Origin of the sequence: Paraburkholderia sp. (assembly GCF_034668105.1) — a bacterium.
Taxonomy (GTDB): Bacteria; Pseudomonadota; Gammaproteobacteria; order Burkholderiales; family Burkholderiaceae; genus Paraburkholderia.
This window is the reverse complement of the sequence record NZ_JAXDPY010000032.1, coordinates 1-19994: the sequence shown is the minus strand read 5'-3', so window position 1 is coordinate 19994 and position 19994 is coordinate 1. Positions and strand designations below refer to the sequence as shown.

Annotated in this window: 19 protein-coding genes and 1 pseudogene; 8 read left to right on the top strand and 12 right to left on the bottom strand. The window is 63.3% G+C overall.

The window, feature by feature from the left end:
- Position 1: 1 nt before the first annotated feature.
- The 3 genes from QOC89_RS01645 to QOC89_RS01635 form a co-directional block, all read right to left on the bottom strand.
- The gene (locus tag QOC89_RS01645; protein ID WP_323043422.1) at positions 2-1324 is read right to left on the bottom strand and encodes an MFS transporter; all 1323 of its coding nucleotides are present in this window, start codon (positions 1322-1324) and stop codon (positions 2-4) included.
- A gap of 216 nt (positions 1325-1540) precedes the next feature.
- Positions 1541-2692 carry a peptidyl-alpha-hydroxyglycine alpha-amidating lyase family protein gene (locus QOC89_RS01640; RefSeq protein WP_323043421.1) on the bottom strand — a complete coding sequence of 384 codons (1152 nt, stop codon included), beginning with the start codon at positions 2690-2692 and terminating at the stop codon, positions 1541-1543.
- Positions 2689-2841, bottom strand: a complete 153-nt coding sequence (locus QOC89_RS01635) for a hypothetical protein (RefSeq protein WP_323043432.1) — start codon at positions 2839-2841, stop codon at positions 2689-2691. Before QOC89_RS01635 ends, QOC89_RS01640 begins: the two co-directional genes overlap by 4 nt.
- Here QOC89_RS01635 and QOC89_RS01630 point away from each other — a divergent pair.
- Positions 2804-3316 carry a DUF3455 domain-containing protein gene (locus QOC89_RS01630; protein ID WP_416340326.1) on the top strand — a complete coding sequence of 171 codons (513 nt, stop codon included), beginning with the start codon at positions 2804-2806 and terminating at the stop codon, positions 3314-3316. The two genes, QOC89_RS01635 and QOC89_RS01630, sit on opposite strands and share 38 nt — an antisense overlap.
- Before the next feature lie 24 nt (positions 3317-3340).
- Here the strand turns inward: QOC89_RS01630 and QOC89_RS01625 are convergent, their stop codons facing one another.
- Positions 3341-3757, bottom strand: coding sequence for a hypothetical protein (locus QOC89_RS01625; protein WP_323043420.1), 417 nt, complete (start codon positions 3755-3757; stop codon positions 3341-3343).
- Between the two features lie 94 nt (positions 3758-3851).
- Between QOC89_RS01625 and QOC89_RS01620 the strand changes: the two genes are divergently transcribed.
- The gene (locus QOC89_RS01620; protein WP_323043419.1) at positions 3852-4220 is read left to right on the top strand and encodes a hypothetical protein; all 369 of its coding nucleotides are present in this window, start codon (positions 3852-3854) and stop codon (positions 4218-4220) included.
- Between the two features lie 286 nt (positions 4221-4506).
- Here the strand turns inward: QOC89_RS01620 and QOC89_RS01615 are convergent, their stop codons facing one another.
- From QOC89_RS01615 to QOC89_RS01585, 7 genes are all read right to left on the bottom strand, one after another.
- Positions 4507-5475 (bottom strand): D-2-hydroxyacid dehydrogenase, encoded by a 969-nt coding sequence (locus tag QOC89_RS01615; protein ID WP_323043418.1) that lies wholly within the window; start codon positions 5473-5475, stop codon positions 4507-4509.
- Between the two features lie 40 nt (positions 5476-5515).
- Positions 5516-7597 (bottom strand): transketolase, encoded by a 2082-nt coding sequence (tkt, locus tag QOC89_RS01610; protein ID WP_323043417.1) that lies wholly within the window; start codon positions 7595-7597, stop codon positions 5516-5518.
- 118 nt (positions 7598-7715) lie between these two features.
- On the bottom strand, positions 7716-9575 hold the full coding sequence (locus tag QOC89_RS01605) for a TRAP transporter large permease subunit (protein WP_323043416.1): 1860 nt from the start codon (positions 9573-9575) through the stop codon (positions 7716-7718).
- A gap of 4 nt (positions 9576-9579) precedes the next feature.
- Positions 9580-10623 (bottom strand): TRAP transporter substrate-binding protein, encoded by a 1044-nt coding sequence (locus tag QOC89_RS01600; RefSeq protein ID WP_323043415.1) that lies wholly within the window; start codon positions 10621-10623, stop codon positions 9580-9582.
- A gap of 198 nt (positions 10624-10821) precedes the next feature.
- Positions 10822-11586, bottom strand: a complete 765-nt coding sequence (locus QOC89_RS01595; RefSeq protein WP_323043414.1) for an SDR family NAD(P)-dependent oxidoreductase — start codon at positions 11584-11586, stop codon at positions 10822-10824.
- Positions 11587-11703: 117 nt separating this feature from the next.
- Positions 11704-12702, bottom strand: a complete 999-nt coding sequence (locus QOC89_RS01590; protein ID WP_323043413.1) for a transketolase family protein — start codon at positions 12700-12702, stop codon at positions 11704-11706.
- The gene (locus QOC89_RS01585; protein WP_323043412.1) at positions 12699-13544 is read right to left on the bottom strand and encodes a transketolase; all 846 of its coding nucleotides are present in this window, start codon (positions 13542-13544) and stop codon (positions 12699-12701) included. The genes QOC89_RS01590 and QOC89_RS01585 overlap by 4 nt, the downstream gene beginning before the upstream one ends.
- A gap of 109 nt (positions 13545-13653) precedes the next feature.
- Here QOC89_RS01585 and gcvA point away from each other — a divergent pair, with 109 nt between their 5' ends.
- The 5 genes from gcvA to QOC89_RS01560 all read left to right on the top strand — a co-directional run bounded on the left by gcvA (position 13654) and on the right by QOC89_RS01560 (position 19026).
- Positions 13654-14571: a transcriptional regulator GcvA gene (gene gcvA / locus QOC89_RS01580; protein ID WP_323043411.1), complete on the top strand. Its 918-nt coding sequence runs from the start codon at positions 13654-13656 to the stop codon at positions 14569-14571.
- 236 nt (positions 14572-14807) lie between these two features.
- Positions 14808-15572 carry a DUF3348 domain-containing protein gene (locus QOC89_RS01575; RefSeq protein WP_323043410.1) on the top strand — a complete coding sequence of 255 codons (765 nt, stop codon included), beginning with the start codon at positions 14808-14810 and terminating at the stop codon, positions 15570-15572.
- Between the two features lie 10 nt (positions 15573-15582).
- Entirely contained in the window at positions 15583-17676 is a 2094-nt protein-coding gene (locus tag QOC89_RS01570; protein ID WP_323043409.1) for a DUF802 domain-containing protein, read from the top strand.
- Positions 17673-18320 carry an OmpA family protein gene (locus QOC89_RS01565; protein ID WP_323043408.1) on the top strand — a complete coding sequence of 216 codons (648 nt, stop codon included), beginning with the start codon at positions 17673-17675 and terminating at the stop codon, positions 18318-18320. Before QOC89_RS01570 ends, QOC89_RS01565 begins: the two co-directional genes overlap by 4 nt.
- 31 nt (positions 18321-18351) lie before the next feature.
- Complete coding sequence (locus QOC89_RS01560; RefSeq protein ID WP_323043407.1) at positions 18352-19026, top strand: DUF2894 domain-containing protein; 675 nt, start codon at positions 18352-18354, stop codon at positions 19024-19026.
- Here the strand turns inward: QOC89_RS01560 and QOC89_RS31775 are convergent.
- Positions 19023-19586 (bottom strand): hypothetical protein, encoded by a 564-nt coding sequence (locus QOC89_RS31775; protein WP_416340325.1) that lies wholly within the window; start codon positions 19584-19586, stop codon positions 19023-19025. The two genes, QOC89_RS01560 and QOC89_RS31775, sit on opposite strands and share 4 nt — an antisense overlap.
- Positions 19587-19719: 133 nt before the next feature.
- Here QOC89_RS31775 and QOC89_RS01550 point away from each other — a divergent pair.
- Positions 19720-19994 (top strand): annotated as a pseudogene (locus QOC89_RS01550) (FkbM family methyltransferase); the annotation flags it as partial.

Here is a 19994-nt window from a genome sequence, read left to right as displayed (position 1 = left end):
ATCAACCCGCCGGCACCGTCCCATCCTCGAGGATCGGTTGGCGTGCCATGAACCAGTAGAACAGTGCCGCGCATCCGGCAATGATGCCGCCGGAGATGAATGCAAGCGCATAGGAACCAGTACGGTCGACGATAAAACCGGCGACGACGGGCGAGAACGCGCCACCGAAATAACCACCGAAATTCTGGATCGCGCTGACCGATGCGATCATCGACGACGGTGCGATATCCGCGGCAAGCGCCCATGCCGAGCCGACCACGGCGGCAATGAAGGCGAGGCCGACGGTGAACAGCACGAGCGTGACGTTGAGCGATTGGGTGAACGGCAACGCGACCGCGCATATCGCCGCGCCTGCCGAGCAGCACGCGATCAATAGCCGCTTCGCATCGATCGCCGAGGCGAGGTGGCGGTCGACGATCTTCTTCGCCAGATAGCCCACCGCGATTTCACCCACTGCGCCGCCGGCCCACGGAATGCCCGCGACCACGCCGAGCTGCGCGAATGAGATGTGAAAACGGTCGAGCAAATAAAGCGGCAAGAACACCAGGAAAATGTTCCACAGCCAGATCGTGCAGAAGTAGCCGAGAATCATGCCCCACACGCTGCGGCGTCCGAACAGCGAACGCCATTTGAGTGAGGAGTTCGCCAGCGACCGTTCGTGACCGCCGCCGCCCGCTTCGATATAAGCGAGCTCGTCTTTCGAAAGACGTTTGCTGTCGACCGGATTGCGATACAGCAGCAGGAATAGCAGCGCGAACGCGATCCCGAACGCGCCGGTTACATGAAATAGCGAGCGCCAGCCGAACGCGATCATCAAGGCAACTAGCATGGCGGGCGCGAGTGCCGGTCCCCACTTCGACGACGAATCCCACACGCCAGTCGCAAAGCCGCGCTCCTTGGCCGGGAACCACGCTGCGGTGATTTTTGCCGAGGTCGGCCAGCAGGGTGCCTCGCCCACGGCGAGCAACGCACGCATCACCAGCAAGCCAGAGATCGAACCCACTACGCCTGTCAACCAGGTCGCGACACTCCACCAGATCATGCCGAGCGCGTACGCCCGCTTCGCGCCGAAACGGTCAATCACCCAGCCCGCCGGTAATTGCATCACCGCATAGGTCCATGCGAACACGCTGCCGAGCAGACCAATCTGCGTGCGTGTCAGGCCAAGATCGTGAATCATGCCGGGCGCGGCGATCGACAGACTGGCGCGATCCATATAGTTGATGATCCCGCCGACCAACAGCCAGATCAGGACGTGCCAGCGATAGTTGAAACGAACGGGGCGCGCCGCGGCGGCCGATACGGGAAGCGTGTTCTTGTCCAAATCGTGTCTCCGTCCAGATGGCCTTATGCGGCCATTCATCGTTGGCGGTGGCGTCTTTTTAGCGTAGTGCAATACGCACGCTGCCTTGCACGCACCGAGCGCCAAGTGTACGGACGGGAGCACACGGACTCCAATGAGGAAACCGGATGGGGCGATAGCATTTACGTTATCGGCGTCCGTCTGCACTGACGGACGCGGGGTGCGGCGCTACCGAGGCTACGAAGGACGCAGCATGAGCTTCTGCACTCGCCAGTTCAAAAGCTCAGCGACATACAGCACATTCTCGGACGGACAGGCCATTTGATGAATCCAGCCAAACTGCTTCAGTTGCTTGCCGGATTGACCCAGCACGCCGAGCAGTTTTCCTTCGAGCGTCAGTTTGTAGATGCGGCCCGGAAATGCGTCGGAACTGTAAAGCACCTGATTCGGGCCCGGCGAAATGCAGATCGCCCAGGGCGAGCCTGGCGCGAAGGTACCCGCAGCTATCGTGGCTTCGTCCGGCACATTGCCGATTGCGGGTTGAGCGCCGGGCGGCACCGGTACGTCGATGGTGAACTGCCGCTGGAAATTGCCCTCGCCGTCGAATACCTGAATGCGCCGGTTGCTGCGATCGGCAACGTAGACGAGGCCTTTCGCATCGACGGCGATGCTGTGCGGCGTATGGAACTGCCCCGGACCTGTGCCACGATCGCCCCACGATTTGAGCCAGTTGCCGTCCTTGTCGACTTTCGCCACGCGAGAATTGATGTATCCGTCGCTGATATAGGTGTTGCCGGCGCTGTCCCACGCAACGTCGGTGACCTGCCTGAAGCGTCCAGGCTCCGATGGCAAAGGCGGATTCGGATGCTTGAGCGGCGCCGTTTCCTCGTCCGACGCCTCCTGCTTACGGCCAAAGACCATGGCGACGCGTCCCTCCGGGGTGAACTTGATCACCATGTCGGAGCCTTTATCGGTCACCCAGATATTGTCGTACCGGTCCACCTTGACCGTGTGTGCGAACGACCAGGCATACAGATTGTGGCCAATTTCGCGGACGAAACGACCGTCTGGCGCGAACTCGAGGAGTTGGGCCGCGGCCGCGCCGTAGGCAGGGCCAATCGAGTTGCCGCGCGAGAGCACAAAGACATGTCCCTTCGAGTTGAAACTCACGCCCGAACACTCGCCGAAATAGACGTCGCGTGGGAGATGTAAAAAATCGGGAACCGATTCGTAAGCAATGCCCGGGACCGACTCCGCGTACGCGAGGCCGGGGAACAAGGCAAGCGCCGCGGCACTTTCGGCCGCCAGAGTCAGGAAGCGGCGACGGCTGAAGGCAGCGCTTTGGGAGTCACTGCAGCACACACAGGCGTATGACTGTTGATCGCTCATTGGCTTTGCTTCCTCTCGGTTTCGTTGCATTCAATACCGAGGACAGTCATTGCGTTATAGTGGTTTTCCCCTGCAACCGCCATGCGCGGTGCTTCACTCAAGGTGATCTCCATGCTCAGGAATATTTCGCAAGCAAGCTTCGCAATCATCGCCGCATCAATGCTAGCCGCGTGTGCAACGCCGCCTGCGAGTCCCCCCAATGTATCCCTCGACCCGCCTCAAGCCGAGCGCGTAATGACACTCGCTGCGTCCGGCGTGCAGAACTATTCGTGTGAATTCGACGCGCAGCATCGTCTGGGATGGGTGTTCAAGAGTCCGCAAGCGACCCTCTACGACGCGAGCGGCCATGCTGCGGTCCGGCATGGCGCTGGACCGTCATGGGAGGCGGAAGATGGAAGCCGGATCGTCGGCCGCGTGCTCGCACAGCAGCCCAGCGAAACACGGGCGAGCATCCCGCAGCTGCTGCTCGAAACGCACAGCACGTCCGGCAGCGGCACACTTTCAGCGGTGCGGTACGTGCAGCGCCTCCATACCGTCGGCGGGTTAGCGCCGACTGCACCGTGCTCGACCGAACATCAAGCCGGCAGTTCGCCTTACCTCGCGGACTACGTGTTCTACCGGTAGTCGCCCACGCCTCGCGTCGTACAACTACTTCATGCTGGCTTGATTCGGCGGCGGCAGTCCCGGATCGAGTTTCGCGGACTGTCTGACGAGTTGTTCAGTCATGGCGGCGGCAACGGGATTCGAGCCGCGATGGTATGAGTCGTCAAGGCTCGGCGGGACCGCCTGGGCCGCCTGCATTGGTTGAGCCGGTTGCACGGCCTGGGTCGGCGGCGGCAGTGCCGGATCGAGTTTCGCGGACTCCTTGACCAACGCATCCGTGATCGCGGCCCCAACCGGATTCGAACCATGACGATGCAGACTGTCACGTCCGCTTTCGGTTTGCGGCAGAGGGGCTGTTTTCGGCTCGACGTAAGCATGAACCGCGACGGGTTCACGGGCACGCGTGTTCAGTCGCGGTACTTGAACGGCAACTTTCGCTGGCGAGTCGGATGCCGTCACCACGGTCCCGCTCGTAGACTGTTGAGCGCCGGTCGCGGCGGCGGCTGTATCACCGGACGGAGGCGCTGCGCCGACCACGCTGCCCGCGGTCACATGGATGTCGCCCGATTGCGGGGATGCCGCGGCCAATTCCACAGAACTGCTCGTCGTGACGTCGGGATCGGTCGTCGCGCGATGGCTTTTGTGTGACAGTAAAAAAACGCCGAACACCAACTCGACCACCAGCACGCCGACTATCAATGATGTGCGTATATTCCTCATATTAACCAACGATTCGTTCAATCAATGCGATTGGATTGATGATGGCCGTCCGCTCGAAGCACAGGTGGAACGGCAGGATCGCAGTGTCAGCCTGCGATGGATTGATGTGGGGTATGAACAGGGCGACCCGTACACGTTGATGGTCCCGCGGCAATGGTCCGGTGAATCATTCCACCGAACGGCACGGGACACCTTCGTATGCTAATGCGAAACGGAAATCTGTGCTGTAAGGTCGCGTGGTCCGAGCAATAGAGCCCGACAAGCGCGTGCGTTCTCCCCGTCCGCAGCCACGGGAGACCACCGCTAGATGTGATGAAACAGTCGCTTGGGGAAAGGCGGTTTTTCTCGTCCGGAGTGGTCAGCTTTTTGTCGGCAACGAGCTAGTTCTCTAGGCGATCTGCGCGATCCTCGCGGCTGCGGTTCATCCGACGATCCGACGATTCGGTGAGCCGGCGATCGGCGCGCGCGGCATGGCGCCGCGCCGCCATCAATCAATACGCCCCTTGCACGAGATGAGTTGGCGTACCGTCGACGAAATTTTCAATGTTGTCCACTAACTGATCTGCAAGACTTTGTTGCGCCTCGTCCGACGCCCATGCAACATGCGGCGTCAAAATCACATTCGGGCGGCCGGCAGCGCGCAATAGCGGGCTCTCCGGCGGCGGTGGTTCGCCGCCTGCCGTCACATCGAAACCCGCGCCGCTGATCAACCCTTCGTCGAGCGCCTGCACGAGTGCGGCTTCGTCGACCAGACCGCCGCGCGCCGTGTTGATGATCAACGGCTTCTTCTTCATCGCGCGGAATTCGGGCATGGCCAGCATGTTGCGTGTGTGCGGCGTGAGCGGACTGTGCACGGTGATGATGTCGCTGGTCGCGAGCACTTCGTCCCATGGCGTGTAAAGCGGGCCAAGTCCGTCACGTCCCTTGTGCGCGGCGAACATCGGTTGCATGCCGAACGCTTTGCCGATTTCAGCGACACGTTGCCCGAGAACGCCTTCGCCGATGATGCCAAGCCGCGCGCCGGCCAGATCGTGAATCGCATGAGTAAAGAAACAGAATTGCCCGGACTTCTGCCACTCGCCAGCGAGCACGTCGTCGCGATACGCAATCAGATTACGCCGCAGCGCGAGGATCAGCGCGAAGGTGTGTTCGGGCACGGTGTTGATCGCGTAGCCGCGAATATTGCTCACGGCGATGCCGAGCTGCTGGCATGCTGCCTTGTCGACACAATCGGTACCGGTGGCCGCCACCGCGACGAGTTTCAGATCGGGCAATTGCTCCAGCACTTCTTTGGTCAACGCCACCTTGTTGGTAATCGCGATCGACGCGCCGGCCAGCCGCTTCAACACCTGCTCAGGCGTGGTGCGATCGTGCTCGATCAGTTGATGATCGAAACGCGGCTCGCGCAATAGGATCTGCGGCGCAAGTGTGGCGCGGTCGAGAAAAACGATTTTCTGCATGCTTATCCCCTCGATGAGTGCTCGATGAATCCCCGACGATCTACAGATGCCGCTTCGCTTCGGCCACGACGTGCCGCGCCGTGATACCGAAGTGCTCGTACAACGTCTCCGCGGAAGCGGAAGCGCCGAAGCCTGTCATCCCGACAAAACCGCCCCGCTCGCCCAGATAGCGATCCCAGCCGAAACGCAGCGCCGCCTCGACACCGACGCGCACGGTATCGACACCCAGCACCGTGGCGCGATAGTCGGCGTCCTGTTCGTCGAAAATCTCCCAGCAGGGCATCGATACTACCGCGGTCGCGATGCCCTCGTCCTGCAGCTGGCTGCGTGCCTGCAGCGCCAGCGCGACTTCCGAGCCGGTCGCGAGCAAGGTCACTGCGCGCGGGCCGCCTTCCGCCTCAGCCAGCACGTAAGCGCCGCGCTGCGACAACGGTTCGGCGCTATGTTCGCGGCGCACCAGCGGCAACGCCTGGCGTGCGAACACCAACGTGCTCGGGCCGCGTCGATGTTCGAGCGCGAGAGCCCAGCACTCGGCGGCTTCCACCGCATCGGCGGGTCGCAGCACGCGCATGTTCGGCATCGCACGTAACGAGGCGAGGATCTCGACAGGCTGATGCGTGGGCCCATTCTTGCCGACGCCGATCGAGTCGTGGCTGAACACGTAGTGCACCGGCAAGCCCATCAATGCGGCCATGCGCATCGCCGGACGCTGGTAGTCGGAGAACGCCAGATAGGTGACGCTGGTCGCGACGACGCCGCCGTGCGCGGCCATGCCGTTGGCCATCGCGCCCATCAGATGCTCACGCACGCCGCAGTGGATGTAGGCGCCGCTATGGTCGTCGGCGGTGAAGGCGTGCAACTGGCGTTTGTGACCAGTGGGTGCTTCGAGATCGGCGCAAGCGATCATGCGCTCAGGCAGCAGCGGCGCGAACAGATCGCTGATCTCGCCCGACACGGTGATACCCGCCTGCGGCTCGCCGCGTTCGACGGCGCGCTTGCGATAAGCGTCGAGCACGTCGCGCCAGCCTGGCGGCAAGCCGCCTGCGACGACCCGTTCGAACTCGGCGCACTGCGTGTCCGGCAACGCAGCCAAACGGGCGTGCCACGCGACGTATTCGTCGCTGCTGCGCCGGCCTGCGTCGAGCCACGCGTTGTGCACTTCCGCGGGCACGTCGAACGGCGCATGGGGCCAGCCGAGCTGTTCGCGTGCCGCGTCGGCGTCCGCCTGGAACAGCTTGCCGCTATGGCCGCCACGCTGGCCTTGCAAACGCGCAATGCCACGGCCGATGATCGTCTTGCATGCCAGCAGCGACGGCCGTGGGTCTTTCCGCGCGATAGTCAACGCCGCACTCACCGCTTCGAGATCGTGACCATCGACTTCGATCACATGCCAGCCGGCCACACGAAACCGCGCGCCGACGTCTTCGCTAATCGATAGCGCGGTGCTGCCGTCGTCGGTGATCTGATTGTCGTCCCAGCAGAGAATCAGTTTGCCCAGCCGCAAGTGCCCCGCCAACGAAATCATTTCCTGACCGATGCCTTCCTGCAAACAGCCGTCGCCGACAAACGCATACGTGTAGTGATCGACGAGTTCGCTGCCGAATTTTGCCGCGAGATACGCTTCGGCGATGGCCATGCCGAACGCGTTGGCAATACCCTGCCCGAGCGGACCGGTGGTTGCTTCGATACCATGCGCCGGTTCGTACTCGGGATGCCCCGCGCAATGCGAGCCGAGTTCGCGAAAGGTCTTCAGCTGATCGAGGCCGATCGCTGTATAACCGGTCAGGTACAGCAGCGAATACAGCAGCAGCGAACCGTGGCCGTTCGATAGCACGAAGCGGTCGCGATCCGGCCAGGTTGGATCGGCGGGATTGAATTTCAGGTGGCGCGTGAACAACGCGGTGGCGATTTCAGCCATGCCGAGCGGCACGCCTTGATGGCCCTCGCCGGCCTGCAAGATCGCATCGATGGAGAGGAAGCGGATCGCGTCGGCGAGCGGCAACAGCGGTGGATGCGTTGCTTCTACCGCTTGCGCCGCCGTAATGAATGGCGCTGACGTAATCGATGCAAGCGAATCAGACGAACCATTCGATGCAGCCGGTTGAGCTTGGGTGCTGGACATGGCAAAAAGACTCCTCTACGCCGCCCCGGCATGCGAGGCGGCGGCAATCAAAACGAATCGAATGGGGTGAACGAACGGTGTAACGAGGCTGCGCGGCGCAGCCTCATCCGTCAGCGCATCAATGCAGGAAGCCGATGGAAATCCACGGCACCGCGGCCACGACGATCAGCCCGACCATCAAGGCGGCGATGTAGCCGAGAATCGGTTTCATCCCTTCGTCAGGATGAATGCGGCTCACCGCGCAAGCCGAGTAGTAGCCCACGCCGAATGGCGGTGCGAACAGGCCGACGCCCATCGAGAGGATCACCACCATCGCGTAATGCACGTCGTGAATGTGCATGGCCCGTGCGATCGGGAACATCAGCGGGCCGAACAGCACGATCGCCGGAATGCCTTCAAGCACGCTGCCGAGAATCACGAACATGCAGATGGAGGCGGCCATGAACATCGCCGCGCCGCCGGGCAAAGCACCGAGCGTCTCTGCAAGCTGTCCGGAGAAGCCGGATTGCGTCAACGCCCATGCCATGCTCGTCGCCGCGCCGATGATCAGCAGAATCGCGCCCGACAGCGTCGCGGTATCGATCAGCATCGGCTTGAGCCGCTTCCACTCGAACCGGCGATAGATCAGGAGACCTGCTAGCACCGCGTAAGCGATGCCGATGGTGGAGACTTCCGTCGCCGTCGCAATCCCTTCGACCACGGCCGCGCGAATCACGAACGGCAACGCGAGCGCCGGAATCGCGATCACCAGCTTGCGCAGAATCTCGGCACGACTCGCGCGTTTGACGGCCGACAGATCTTCACGCCGATAGCGCCACTGCACCACCGCGCACAACGTGATGGCAAGCACGATGCCGGGCAACATGCCGCCAGTGAAGAGCGCCGAGATCGACACGCCGGTCACCGAACCGAGCGTGATCAGCACGAGGCTCGGTGGAATCGTCTCGGTCTGCGCGCCGGTGGCGGCGAGCAGCGCGACCAGATCGCCGGGCTTCGCACCGCGTGCTTTCATCTCCGGAAACAGCACCGGCGCAACCGCCGCCATATCCGCGGCTTTCGAGCCTGAGATGCCCGACACCAGGTACATCGCACCGACCAGCACATAGGAAAGCCCACCGCGCACGTGACCCAACATGCTTGCGAGGAACGCGATCATCGCCGCGGCCATACCGGTCATCTCGATCAACTGGCCGAGAAACACGAAGAGCGGCACCGAGAGCAGGATCAGATGCGACATGCCCTCATCCATCCGGCCGACCACCACCGGCATCGGCGTATTGGTCGTCAAGGCGAGGTAGCCGAAAGTGGCGAGTCCGAACGAGAAGGCAATCGGCACACCGCTCAGCACACCGAGCGCCACCAGCCCGACGAAGAAGATCAGCAGGTTGAAGTTGCCGAGATCGCGAAACAGCGGCCCAAGCGCAATGAAGATGCCGACCAGCGCGCCAACCGTCGCGACGCCGGCGAGCGTCAGCCGCCAGTTACCCATGCGGGCCAGCCGCACCACGGCGACCAGCAGCATCAACGCGGAGCCGACCGGCAACGCCGCGGCGCGCCACGAGTTCGACAATTCCAGCGCCGGCGTGGTGATGAACGATTCGTCCTGCGCGAAGCTGATCGCCGGGCCGATCACCATCACGAGGAACGCAATCGGCGCGGCAATCGCGACCACGTCGAGAAAAGCGCGCACACCGGGCCGCGCCATGCCGACCAGCGCCGTCATCCGCATATGCTCGCCGCGCCGCAACGCGATCACCGCGCCGAGCATGGCGAGCCACAGGAACAGCATGGACGCGAGTTCATCGGACCACACCAGCGGCGAATGCAAGATATAGCGGCTCGTCACGCCGGCCAGCAGCACGACGATTTCCGCGAGCACCAGCAACGCAGCGGGAATCTCCACCAGATGACCGAGGGCGGAGTCGAGCGCACAGGCGAACCGATGCTGCCGCTCGTGCGAATAGGAGATCGAGATCATCGCATTACCCCAGTTTTCCGACGGATTTCTCCAGCAGGCCCCACGCCTCGTCGCCGTATTTGGCTTTCCAGTCGTGATAGAAGCTCGTCTTGGCGAGCGCGCCGCGGAAAGCCGTGCGGTCGACATCGACGAAGGTAATGCCCTTGGTCTTCAGGTCGTCGCGCAAGGACAGACTCAGCTTCGCGATGTCCGCGCGTTGCAGCATCGCGGCCTTTTCGAATTCGCGCGTGACGATCGCGCGGATGTCGGCCGGCAGGCGTTCCCATGCCGCACGGTTGCCGAGAATCCAGTAACCGTCCCATACATGCGAGGTGAGGCTGATGTACTTCTGCACTTCGTAGAGTTTGGCAGTCGCGATGATCGGCAGCGGATTTTCCTGGCCCTCCACCACGCCGGTTTGCAGCGCCGAATACAGCTCGTTGAAGTTGATCGGCGCGGGGCCGGCATCGAGCGCCTTGAACAGCGAGGTCAGCATCGGCGCTTGCGGCACGCGAATCTTGAAGCCCTTCAGGTCGGCCGGCGCGCGCAATGCTTTGGTCGACGAACTGATCTGCCGGAAGCCGTTGTCCCACACCTTGCTCACCGAGACGATGCCCGACTTCGTGATCTGCGCACGGACGTAGTTGCCGAGATCGCCGTCCATCGCTTTCCAGACCGCGTCGTAGTCCTTGAACGCGAAACCGGTGTTGACGATGCCCGCGGCGGGCGTGAGCGTCGCCAGAATCGACGACGCCTGGTTGAAGAACTCGACGCCGCCATTGCGCACCTGCGAGAGCAGATCGGTGTCGGAGCCGAGCTGATTCTGCGGAAACAGTTTGATATCGAGGCGGCCTTTGGTCGCTTCGCGAATCTGGTTGATCGCCTCCTGGGCGCGAATGTTGACCGGATGCGTGGGGTCCTGGCCGGTCGCGAGTTTGTACGAAAACTCGGGAGCCGCCATCGCGCTGCGCGAGATGCTCCATAGCGGCGCGGCGGCGGACATGGCCGCACCGGCCTTCAGAAAGGTGCGGCGGCTGATGCCCTGCGGGGCGTTAGAACGGGTAGTCATGGTGTCTTCCTCCAACTCTGATGGCGTGTCGTTATAGTTTGCGAAGCTGAACCGCAGCGGCTGCACGTATCGCTCGCCGCGGTCGTCTGTTCTCTACTACAAGGTCTCACTCGCCGCCGCCGGCCTCCCGCCAGACGGCCCGTCCTCCCGGACCGGCTTTGCTTCAGGCAGCCTCAATCGGCCTCGGTCAGCCATGCTTCAACCGTGAATCAGCATGCCGCCGTTCACGTCGATCACCGCGCCGGTGATATACGACGACAAATTCGACGCGAGGAACAGGAAGGCGCCGGCCACATCGTCCGGTACGCCGAGCCGGTTGAGCGGAATGCCCGCGAGAATTTCGCCGCGCTTGTCGTCGGTGATCTTGCCGGCATTGATGTCGGTCTGGATCAGGCCTGGTGTCACGCAGTTCACGCGAATGCCGTCGTTGCCGAGTTCGCGCGCCATCGCTTTGGCAAGCCCCAGCACGCCGGCTTTGGCCGCCGAGTAATGCGGGCCACCCAGAATGCCGCCGCCGCGCTGCGCTGAGACCGACGACATGCAACCGATCGAGCCGCTCTTCTGCTTCTTCATTTGCGGCACGACCGCTTGCGACAGATACAGCACGCCGCGCAGGTTGACGTCGAGGATACGGTCCCAGCTTTCCGGATCGATCTCGAGCAGCTTCGCAGCCTGGGTAATACCGGCGTTGTTGATCAGAATGTCGATCGAACCGAAATCGGCGACGGTGCGTTCTACCGCGGCCTGGCACCCGCCACGGTCCGTCACGTTGCACACGTAGCCGCGATGTTCGGGTCCAATCGATGCCGCGGCTTCCACGGCGGCGTTTTCGTCGAGATCGAAAATGGCGATGCGGGCGCCGTGCGCGGCGAACATGCGGGCGGTCGCCATGCCGATGCCGCGCGGCGATGCGCCGCCGGAAATGACGGCGACCTTGCCGTCGAGTAGACGTGACTCTGACATGATGCGGATCTCCTGGATTGAAGCTTATGGTTTGCTACGGTGTTTGCTATCGGTGACTACGTGCGTTTGCGATGCTTCATGCGGCCCTTATGTGCGCCTATGAACGCTGCTGCACCTTCACCTCAGCCAGCCTTTGATCGTGGCGCACATCGCTTCGGTGGAAATGCCGTAGCGGTCGTGCAAGGTCGGCAGGGCGCCAGCGTCGAGAAACGCGTCGGGCAGGCCGATCTGACGGAACGGCGGCGTGACGCCATGGGTCAGCAGCACGGCGGCCACGGCTTCGCCCAGTCCGCCGATCACGGTGTGGTTCTCCGCCACCACGACAAGGCGGCCGGAACGGCGCGCTTCGCGCAACAGCGTGACGGTGTCGAGCGGCTTGATGGTCGGCACGTGCAGCACGCCCACGTCGACGCGATCGGCGGCCAGCGCCTTGGCCGTTTCAAGCGCGCGCATCGTCATGATCCCGGACGAGACGATCAGTACCTCGGCGCCGTCGCGCAGCAGCTTCGCTTTGCCGAGTTCGAACTGGTAGTCGTATTCGTCGAGCACGACCGGCACGTTGCCGCGCAACAGCCGCGCATACACCGGCCCACGATGGTCGGCGATGGCCGGCACCATCTGCTCGATTTCGATCGCATCGCACGGGTCGATCACCGTGAGGTTCGGCATCGCCCGAAACAGCGCGAGGTCTTCGGCCGCCTGGTGGCTCGGGCCGTAACCGGTGGTGAGACCCGGCAACGCGCAGACGATCTTGACGTCGAGGTTGTCCTCGGCAATCGCCTGATGGATGAAGTCATAAGCGCGGCGCGCGGCGAACACGGCGTAGGTGGTGACGAACGGCTGCGCGCCTTCGTGCGCCATGCCGGCGGCGGCGCCCATCAACAGTTGCTCGGCCATGCCCATCTGGTAGTAGCGCTCGGGATATTCCTTCGCGAACAGATGCAGGTCGGTGTATTTGCCGAGGTCCGCGGTCATGCCGACCACTTCCGGACGGTTGCGCGCCAGTTCGACCAATGCGTGGCCGAACGGTGCGGAGCGCGTGAGCTGCCCCTCGCCGGCAATCGAGGCGATCATCGCCGAAGTCTTCAGACGCGGTTTCGGTGCGGCGGCGCTCATACGGTTCTCCCGGCTTCCAGTGCCTGCAGCGCGAGTTGCCACTCGTGCGCATCGACGCGGATAAAGTGATTTTTCTCGCGAGCTTCGAGGAATGGCACGCCGCAACCCATCCGCGTATCGCAGACGATGATCCGTGGTTGCGCTTCAGGGTGCGCGTGCGCCGCGTCGAACGCGGCGACGACGGCCGCGAGGTCGTTGCCGTCCACGCGCTGCACGAACCAGCCGAACGACAGCAGCTTGTCGACCAGCGGCTCGAACGCCATCACGCTCGACGACGGGCCATCGGCCTGCTGGTTGTTGACGTCGACCATCGCGATCAGATTGTCGAGCTTCCAGTGGGCCGCGGACATCAGGCCTTCCCAGATCGCGCCTTCATCGAGTTCGCCATCGGAGAACAGGGTGTAGACACGGGCGTCCGAGCCCTTGCGCTTGAGCCCCAGGCAACGGCCTACCGCGATCGTCAGCCCCTGCCCGAGCGAGCCGCCGGACATCTCCATGCCGGGCGTGTAGCTCGCCATGCCGGACATCGGCAGACGGCTGTCGTCGCTGCCGTAGGTTTCCAGTTCTTCGTCGGCGATGATGCGGGCCTCGATCAACGCGGCGTAGAGCGCAATGGCGTAGTGGCCGTTCGAAAGCAGAAAGCGGTCGCGGCCTTCCCATTCGGGGTCATCGGCGCGATAACGCATGGCGCGGAAGTAGGCGACGGCCAGCACGTCGGCGATGTCGAGCGCCTGGCCGATATAACCCTGCCCCTGCACTTCGCCCATGCGCAGCGCGTTGCGGCGAATCTGATAGGCGTGCTCCGCGAGTGCGGCGTACGGTGCGGTTTCGCTGGTGTTCACTGTTTGTCTCCTGAGGTTCTTTTGCGGGGTCCGGTGTGGTGCCTTTCCCAGTGACTCAAGCGTAATCTCGCACTCACACGCGCTCAAACGAATTAAGATGGCCCAATGGATGAATACAATTCACCTTGGTGCTGCCATGCACAATCGCGTCAGCCTCAAGTCGATACAGGCCTTTGAAGCCGCCGCGCGGCTCTCCTCGTTTGCGCTCGCAGCAGACGAACTGTTCGTCACGCCCTCCGCCGTGAGCCATCAAATCAAGCTGCTGGAAGAGCAATTGAGTATTCGTCTGTTCCATCGCCTGCATCGCACGGTGATCCTGACGGACTTCGGCAGGCAATACGCTGAGGAAATCACCGCGGCGTTCTCGCGAATCGACGCAGCCACTCGCGAGATCGGGCGCGCCGCCAAGAGCGACATCCTCACGATTCACTGCACGCCGAGCTTCGCGACGCAATGGCTGATGCCGCGCATCGCGCGTTTCAGCGCGGCGCATCCGGATATCGACGTGCGGCTGAACGCGTCGTCAGAGGCGGCGGATCTGATCTCGGAAGCGGTCGACATCGATATCCGCTACGGTCCGAGAAAGCTGCAACCGGCCGGCACGATGGTGCTCGAACTGCCGCCCGAAACGATCGTGCCGCTATGCTCGCCCGCGCTCATGGCGGGCGAGCATCAGCTGCTGGGCGTCGCGGATTTGCAGCACCATGCGCTGATTCATAGCGAGGGCTGTCTGGTGGGCTGGCGGGACTGGATGCGCCTCTATCGCAAGACGCGGCTCGACATTGCACGCGGTCCGCGTTTCGATCGTTCGTTCATGGCGATCAGCGCGGCGGTCGACGGTCTGGGGGTCTGCCTCGAGAGTCTGCTTCTGGCACAACGCGAACTGGAAACGGGCCGGCTGGTGGCGCCATTCGGTTTCGAAGGACTGCCTGTGCGCGGCTATACGCTGAACCTGCTGAAATCGCGTGCCGAATTGCCGAAGCTGCGCAGCTTCCAGGATTGGTTGTTTGCTGAACTTGAGAAGTGATGCGCGCGACAACCCGGAGGGGTGAGAAAGCGATCCTAGCTGTGCGCGCGCACCCGTTCGCCCACTGCACCGCTTTTGCGCGTGCAGCTGCCTGGCGCCGGTGAGGTACATCATCGAGGCGCCCGGCCACCTCGATCGGCACGTCAAAATCCCACCGTCGGCGGCCCTGCTCATTAAGGGGCTGCATCCCTCACCCCGACGAAGTGTAAACTGCTGACTTTTTTGACTCGGGTGGTATGGTGCAAGCCCCACAGCGCACAGCTTTCAGTGGCCCGGCGCTCATTCGCCTGCTTGCTCGCCTGACGGACGTCGAGGTTCCCGAATCCAGCCAGTCGCTGTCGGACCGGCTGAGCCAATGGCTCGGCTGGACCGACGCGATCGCGCTGTCCTCGGCGCTGAACAACGCGCCGCCTGCCGTCGCTGCCGGCGCGCGAGCCTTCGGCCTCGCTGAAGAGAACGAGTGCGACCGCGTGCGCGCTTCGTTGGCGAAGGCCATCGTCGGCGATAGCGTGTTCGCCGCCGCGAGGCGTGGTGGCCCGGTGGCACAAGCGCGCCCGCATGATGCCTCCGCGGAGGCGCCGGTCGATTACGCGATGTTTCGTCAACGCTACCTCGCCATGCAGCAGGCGATGGAGACGGGCGTCGGCAGCCTGCGTGGCCGCCTGCGGGCCATGCTGGCCGCCAAAACGCCCGCCATGGCCCGGCTCGCGGTGGTGGACGCCGTCATGGAGCGAGCGCTCAGCGAGCGTGAGCGGAGTCTGCTGGCCGCCGTGCCGGGATTGCTCGCAGGACACTTCGAGCGTTTGCGCGAGGCGGAGCAACAGGCGCTGGCCGGCGCAGAAGCCTCGGCGGACGCCGCCACGGCCGCACCCGCCGCGCCCATCCGGCCCGGCGCATGGCTGGACGCATTCCGCAAGGATATGCAGAGCGTGTTGCTCGCTGAACTGGATGTTCGTTTACAACCGGTCGAAGGATTGCTCGCAGCTCTTCGCACCAGCTAACTGGGACACTATGTCCAGATATCTCAATCTCGTTGTTTTTCTGGTAGGTCTGGCCGCGGTGTGCTGGATCGGCGTGGGTTACGTCGGCTCGAACGCGCTGGCCCTGGCGGTCACGCTGTTGATCGGTGTCTGCTACGTGGCGGGCGCGCTCGAATTGCAGCGCTATGACCAGGCCACCGCCACCCTGGCGCGTGCGGTCGCGGGACTGTCCGCGCCGCCGTCAGACCTCGGCGTGTGGCTCGAGCCGTTGCATCCGAGCCTGCGCAATGCAGTGCGTCTGCGCGTCGAGGGTGAGCGCGTGGCCTTGCCGGGCCCGTCGCTGACGCCGTATCTGGTCGGCTTGCTCGTGTTGCTGGGCATGCTCGGCACGCTGCTCGGCATGGTGGCGACCCTGCGCGGTACCGGCATGGCGCTGGAAAGCGCAACGGACCTGCAGGCTATCCGCGATTCGCTCGCCGCGCCGGTCAAGGGGCTGGGCTTCGCATTCGGCACCTCGATTGCCGGCGTGGCAACCTCCGCGATGCTGGGGCTGCTGTCCGCGTTGTGCCGTCGCGAGCGAATCCAGGTGGCGCAGCTACTCGACGTGAGGATCGCGACGACCTTGCGCGTCTATTCGCAGACCCACCAGCGCGAGGAAAGCCTCAAGCTCCTGCAGCGGCAGGCCGAGGTGATGCCCACCCTGGTCGATCGTCTGCAATCGATGATGGCGGCCATCGAGCAACAGAGCCGCATCTCGAACGAACGGCAGATCGCCAGTCAGGACACCTTCCACGGCAAGGCCGAGGCCGCTTACACGCGCCTCGCGGCCTCCGTGGAGCAGTCGTTGAAGGAGAGCGTCGCCGAAAGCACCCGCGCCGCCAGCGCCGCGCTGCAGCCGGTCATGGCGGCCACGATGGCGGGCCTCGCGCGCGAGACGGCCGCGCTGCACGACACCGTCACGCAGGCCGTGCAACGGCAACTGGACGGGCTCTCGACTGGCTTCGAAGCGAGCACCGTCAACGTCGCGGACATCTGGAACAAAGCCCTCGCGGAGCACCAGCGATCGAGCGAGGCGCTCACCCAGCAACTGAGCACATCGCTGGATCGATTCACCGAGACTTTCGAGCACCGCTCGGCCGGCTTGCTGGATGGCGTCGCCGCGCGGCTCGATGCAACGGCAGGCCATGTATCGGCAGCGTGGAACGAGGCGCTGTCGCGGCAAGAACAGGCGGGCGAGAAGCTGGCCGGCCACAATCAGCAAGCGTTGGCCGCGGCCGCGGCAACCTTCGAGCAGCACTCGGCGTCGCTGGTGCGCGCGGTGGGAGCGTCTCATACCGGCTTGCAAAGCGAACTGGCCGCGCGAGACGAACGACGGCTGGCCGCCTGGACCGCAACGCTCGGTTCGATGGCCGCCACGTTGAGCAAGGAATGGGAGCAGGTGGGCATGCGCACCGCGACCCGGCAGCAGGAAATCTGCGACACGCTGGCGCAAACCGCACGCGACATCTCCGCTCAAACGCACGCACATGCGAGCAGCACGATCGCCGAGATCGGCCAGCTCGTGCAAGCCGCGTCGGAAGCGCCCAAGGCCGCCGCGGAAGTCGTTGCCGAACTGCGTCAGAAGCTCTCCGACAGCATGGTCCGCGACACGGCGATGCTGGAAGAGCGCAGCCGCCTGCTGGCCACGCTGGAAACGCTGCTCGATGCCGTGAACCATGCCTCCACCGAGCAACGCTCGGCCGTCGACGCACTCGTCGCCACGTCGGCGGATCTGCTGGATCGTGTCGGCACGCGTTTCACCGATAAGGTGGAACTCGAAACCGGCAAGCTGGGCGCGATTGCCGCTCAAGTCACCGGTAGCGCAGTCGAAGTGGCGAGCCTCGGGGAAGCATTCGGCGCGGCGGTCCAGTTGTTCGGCGAGTCGAACACGACGCTGGTGGCGCACCTGCAGCGGATCGAAGCGGCGTTGGACAAATCCCTCGCCCGCAGCGACGAACAGCTGGCCTATTACGTGGCTCAGGCGCGCGAAGTGATCGACCTCAGCATGATGTCGCAGAAGCAGATCGTTGAAGACCTGCAACAGCTCGCCGGCAAGCGGGCCGCCGCGGGAGTCGAGGCGGCATGAGCGAGGAAATCGACGGTGGCGTGGAAACGGCGGCGCCTGTCTGGCCTGTCTTCGGCGACCTGATGTCGGTGCTGCTGGGCGCCTTCGTGCTGATCCTGGTGAGTGTCATCGGCGTGCAACTGGAACTCTCGACCAGGCTGGAGCATGAGGTCAAGCAGCGGCAGATGGAAACGCAGCGTCGCAAGACCCTCGAACAGGCGTTGGCCGGACCGCTGGCAGCGGGCCGGGTGACGCTGGTAAACGGGCGCATCGGTATCAACGGCAGCTTATTGTTCGCGCTGAACTCCGATCAATTGCAGCCTGCAGGCCGGGACGTTTTGAAGAGCCTGGCGGGGCCGCTGTCCACTTATCTCAAGGCCAACGACCAGATCCTCATGGTGAGCGGCTTCACCGATGACCGGCAGGTACGGGAGGCAAACCGCCGCTTTGCCGACAACTGGGAACTGTCGGCCCAGCGCGCATTGACGGTGACCCGTGCGTTGATCGATGCAGGCGTGCCCGCCTCGTCCGTGTTCGCGGCCGCGTTCGGTGCCCAGCAGCCCGTCAGTTCGAATGCCGACGACCAGGGCCGGGCGAAAAACCGGCGCGTGGAAATCGCGCCGGTCCCGAGACCTGCCGGTGCAACGGTGAAGCCCCGTGAGTAGCGTCATTAACCAGAGCGATAACGCTAGCCGTGTGGCAACCAGCGTCCGGGCAACGCTCGACGCGTGGCGTGAGCGCGGCGCGGATCGTCTGGATCCCGTCCGCTTTCATTTCATCGCGGCGCTCGATCGGCGGGCGGCTGGTCACGGCGGCGAGACGCGGCGTCTGCTGGACGAGAAGCTGTCCAACCTGATCGAGGCTTATGCCGACGATCTCGAACGCGCCGGAGAGAAGGCTGGCGGTGCTGGTGCTGGTGCTGGTGCTGGTGCTGGTGCTGGCACCGCGGCATCGTCCCTCGAACCCGCTCGCGGAGCGCTGGCCGGACTGAACGATTACATCGCCAGCCATGCGCCGCTAAACCGCAACGATCCCACAACAGGTCATGCAGCGCCCCAGCGCCCCTCGTATCCGGAACTGGAGGCGCTCGAGTACTTCAGGCAGACATGGTCCAAAGTGCGGTCCGAGAAACAGTTGCGGCAGTCGCTGAAGAAAGCGCCAGGCAATGCCGGCCCGCTCAATTCGAGCAGCCTGGTGCATCGGTCGCTCTCGCTGATGCGCGAGCTGTCGCCCGGATATCTCCAGCAATTCCTCTGGTACGTCGACGCCTTGTCATGGATGGAGCAGATCAAGGGCGGCGGCGCCCTGCCGGCTAAAGAGGCGCCGCGCGCCGCGACCGCAAGGAAAAGCACGCGGAACAAAGCCCGCTAGTGCACGGGCTTGAATGAGCCGTGGGAGCGTTGATCGATTGGGCGCGCAATACGCAATCGATTGAATGCTCGCGCATCGATGGCGCAGAGCGCAGAACATCGACGATCGGCATTCACCGTAATCAGATAGCCCGAGATGACGAAGCACATCGTCAGCCCATAGTTGCCATTTATCGACAGCGCGGACCGCATCCCATCCGAATGCTTTCGCGAGAAATGTCTCATTCGAAAACTCAGTACGTTCTCCAAAAAAACGCTGACCGGCTTTGAGGTCGAATGAGGTGCCGCGGTATCGAACATACCGACATCTGTTCGATTCGGATTCTTGATAATCAGAGCGAGCAACAGGATTGCCGGCATTTTTTCGGGCTTCTGTCCGATCCGACAATACTTCGCACGCAAGCGACATCTGCTGCGCCCTTCGTTGCGCCGCGAGCAACTCGCCTTACGTTTCGCCGCACGGCATCGCTGTGTGGAACTGGCCCAGAATCCTTCAACCGTATAGGCCAACACGTATGTGCCGCACTTTTGCACCATCGACAAATCAACATGGCGAGCCATGAAACTACGTACGTGACCGATGCTGGACTTCGGACGACGTGCGGAATACTCTAGGCACGTCCGAACCCAGGCATTGCGGATTCGCTCGGGCAATCCGCGCGTGAGCGCCTTTCCTTTCTTATGGAGAACTGACGTGCACGATCGCTTGAAGTCCACTATTAAATCCGTGATGCCGCTGATGTTCGTGCGAACACTGCGAACGCTGCAATTGACGCGCAGCCGCTCTGATCCATGGGGCGGCGCGCGATATGGTCTGCACGGCCTGCGGCTGCCAGGAGGAAGGCGCTTCGTTTACCGGCCTTCGTACGAGGATCGCACCGTGTGCGCGCAGATATTTTTCAACCGCGACTACGCGACGGATCGTCTGGTTCGCTCGAAAGAGATCAACGAATTCTACGAGGCCTGCCC

What these genes read in the sequence shown, in the direction of transcription:
- QOC89_RS01640 (WP_323043421.1), bottom strand. Translation starts at nt 2,692, where the DNA reads ATGAGCGATCAACAGTCATACGCCTGTGTGTGCTGCAGTGACTCCCAA.
- QOC89_RS01630 (WP_416340326.1), top strand. Translation starts at nt 2,804, where the DNA reads ATGCTCAGGAATATTTCGCAAGCAAGCTTCGCAATCATCGCCGCATCA.
- QOC89_RS01635 (WP_323043432.1), bottom strand. Translation starts at nt 2,841, where the DNA reads ATGATTGCGAAGCTTGCTTGCGAAATATTCCTGAGCATGGAGATCACC.
- QOC89_RS01620 (WP_323043419.1), top strand. Translation starts at nt 3,852, where the DNA reads ATGTCGCCCGATTGCGGGGATGCCGCGGCCAATTCCACAGAACTGCTC.
- QOC89_RS01615 (WP_323043418.1), bottom strand. Translation starts at nt 5,475, where the DNA reads ATGCAGAAAATCGTTTTTCTCGACCGCGCCACACTTGCGCCGCAGATC.
- tkt (WP_323043417.1), bottom strand. Translation starts at nt 7,597, where the DNA reads ATGTCCAGCACCCAAGCTCAACCGGCTGCATCGAATGGTTCGTCTGAT.
- QOC89_RS01605 (WP_323043416.1), bottom strand. Translation starts at nt 9,575, where the DNA reads ATGATCTCGATCTCCTATTCGCACGAGCGGCAGCATCGGTTCGCCTGT.
- QOC89_RS01600 (WP_323043415.1), bottom strand. Translation starts at nt 10,623, where the DNA reads ATGACTACCCGTTCTAACGCCCCGCAGGGCATCAGCCGCCGCACCTTT.
- QOC89_RS01595 (WP_323043414.1), bottom strand. Translation starts at nt 11,586, where the DNA reads ATGTCAGAGTCACGTCTACTCGACGGCAAGGTCGCCGTCATTTCCGGC.
- QOC89_RS01590 (WP_323043413.1), bottom strand. Translation starts at nt 12,702, where the DNA reads ATGAGCGCCGCCGCACCGAAACCGCGTCTGAAGACTTCGGCGATGATC.
- gcvA (WP_323043411.1), top strand. Translation starts at nt 13,654, where the DNA reads ATGAATACAATTCACCTTGGTGCTGCCATGCACAATCGCGTCAGCCTC.
- QOC89_RS01575 (WP_323043410.1), top strand. Translation starts at nt 14,808, where the DNA reads ATGGTGCAAGCCCCACAGCGCACAGCTTTCAGTGGCCCGGCGCTCATT.
- QOC89_RS01570 (WP_323043409.1), top strand. Translation starts at nt 15,583, where the DNA reads ATGTCCAGATATCTCAATCTCGTTGTTTTTCTGGTAGGTCTGGCCGCG.
- QOC89_RS01565 (WP_323043408.1), top strand. Translation starts at nt 17,673, where the DNA reads ATGAGCGAGGAAATCGACGGTGGCGTGGAAACGGCGGCGCCTGTCTGG.
- QOC89_RS31775 (WP_416340325.1), bottom strand. Translation starts at nt 19,586, where the DNA reads ATGGCTCGCCATGTTGATTTGTCGATGGTGCAAAAGTGCGGCACATAC.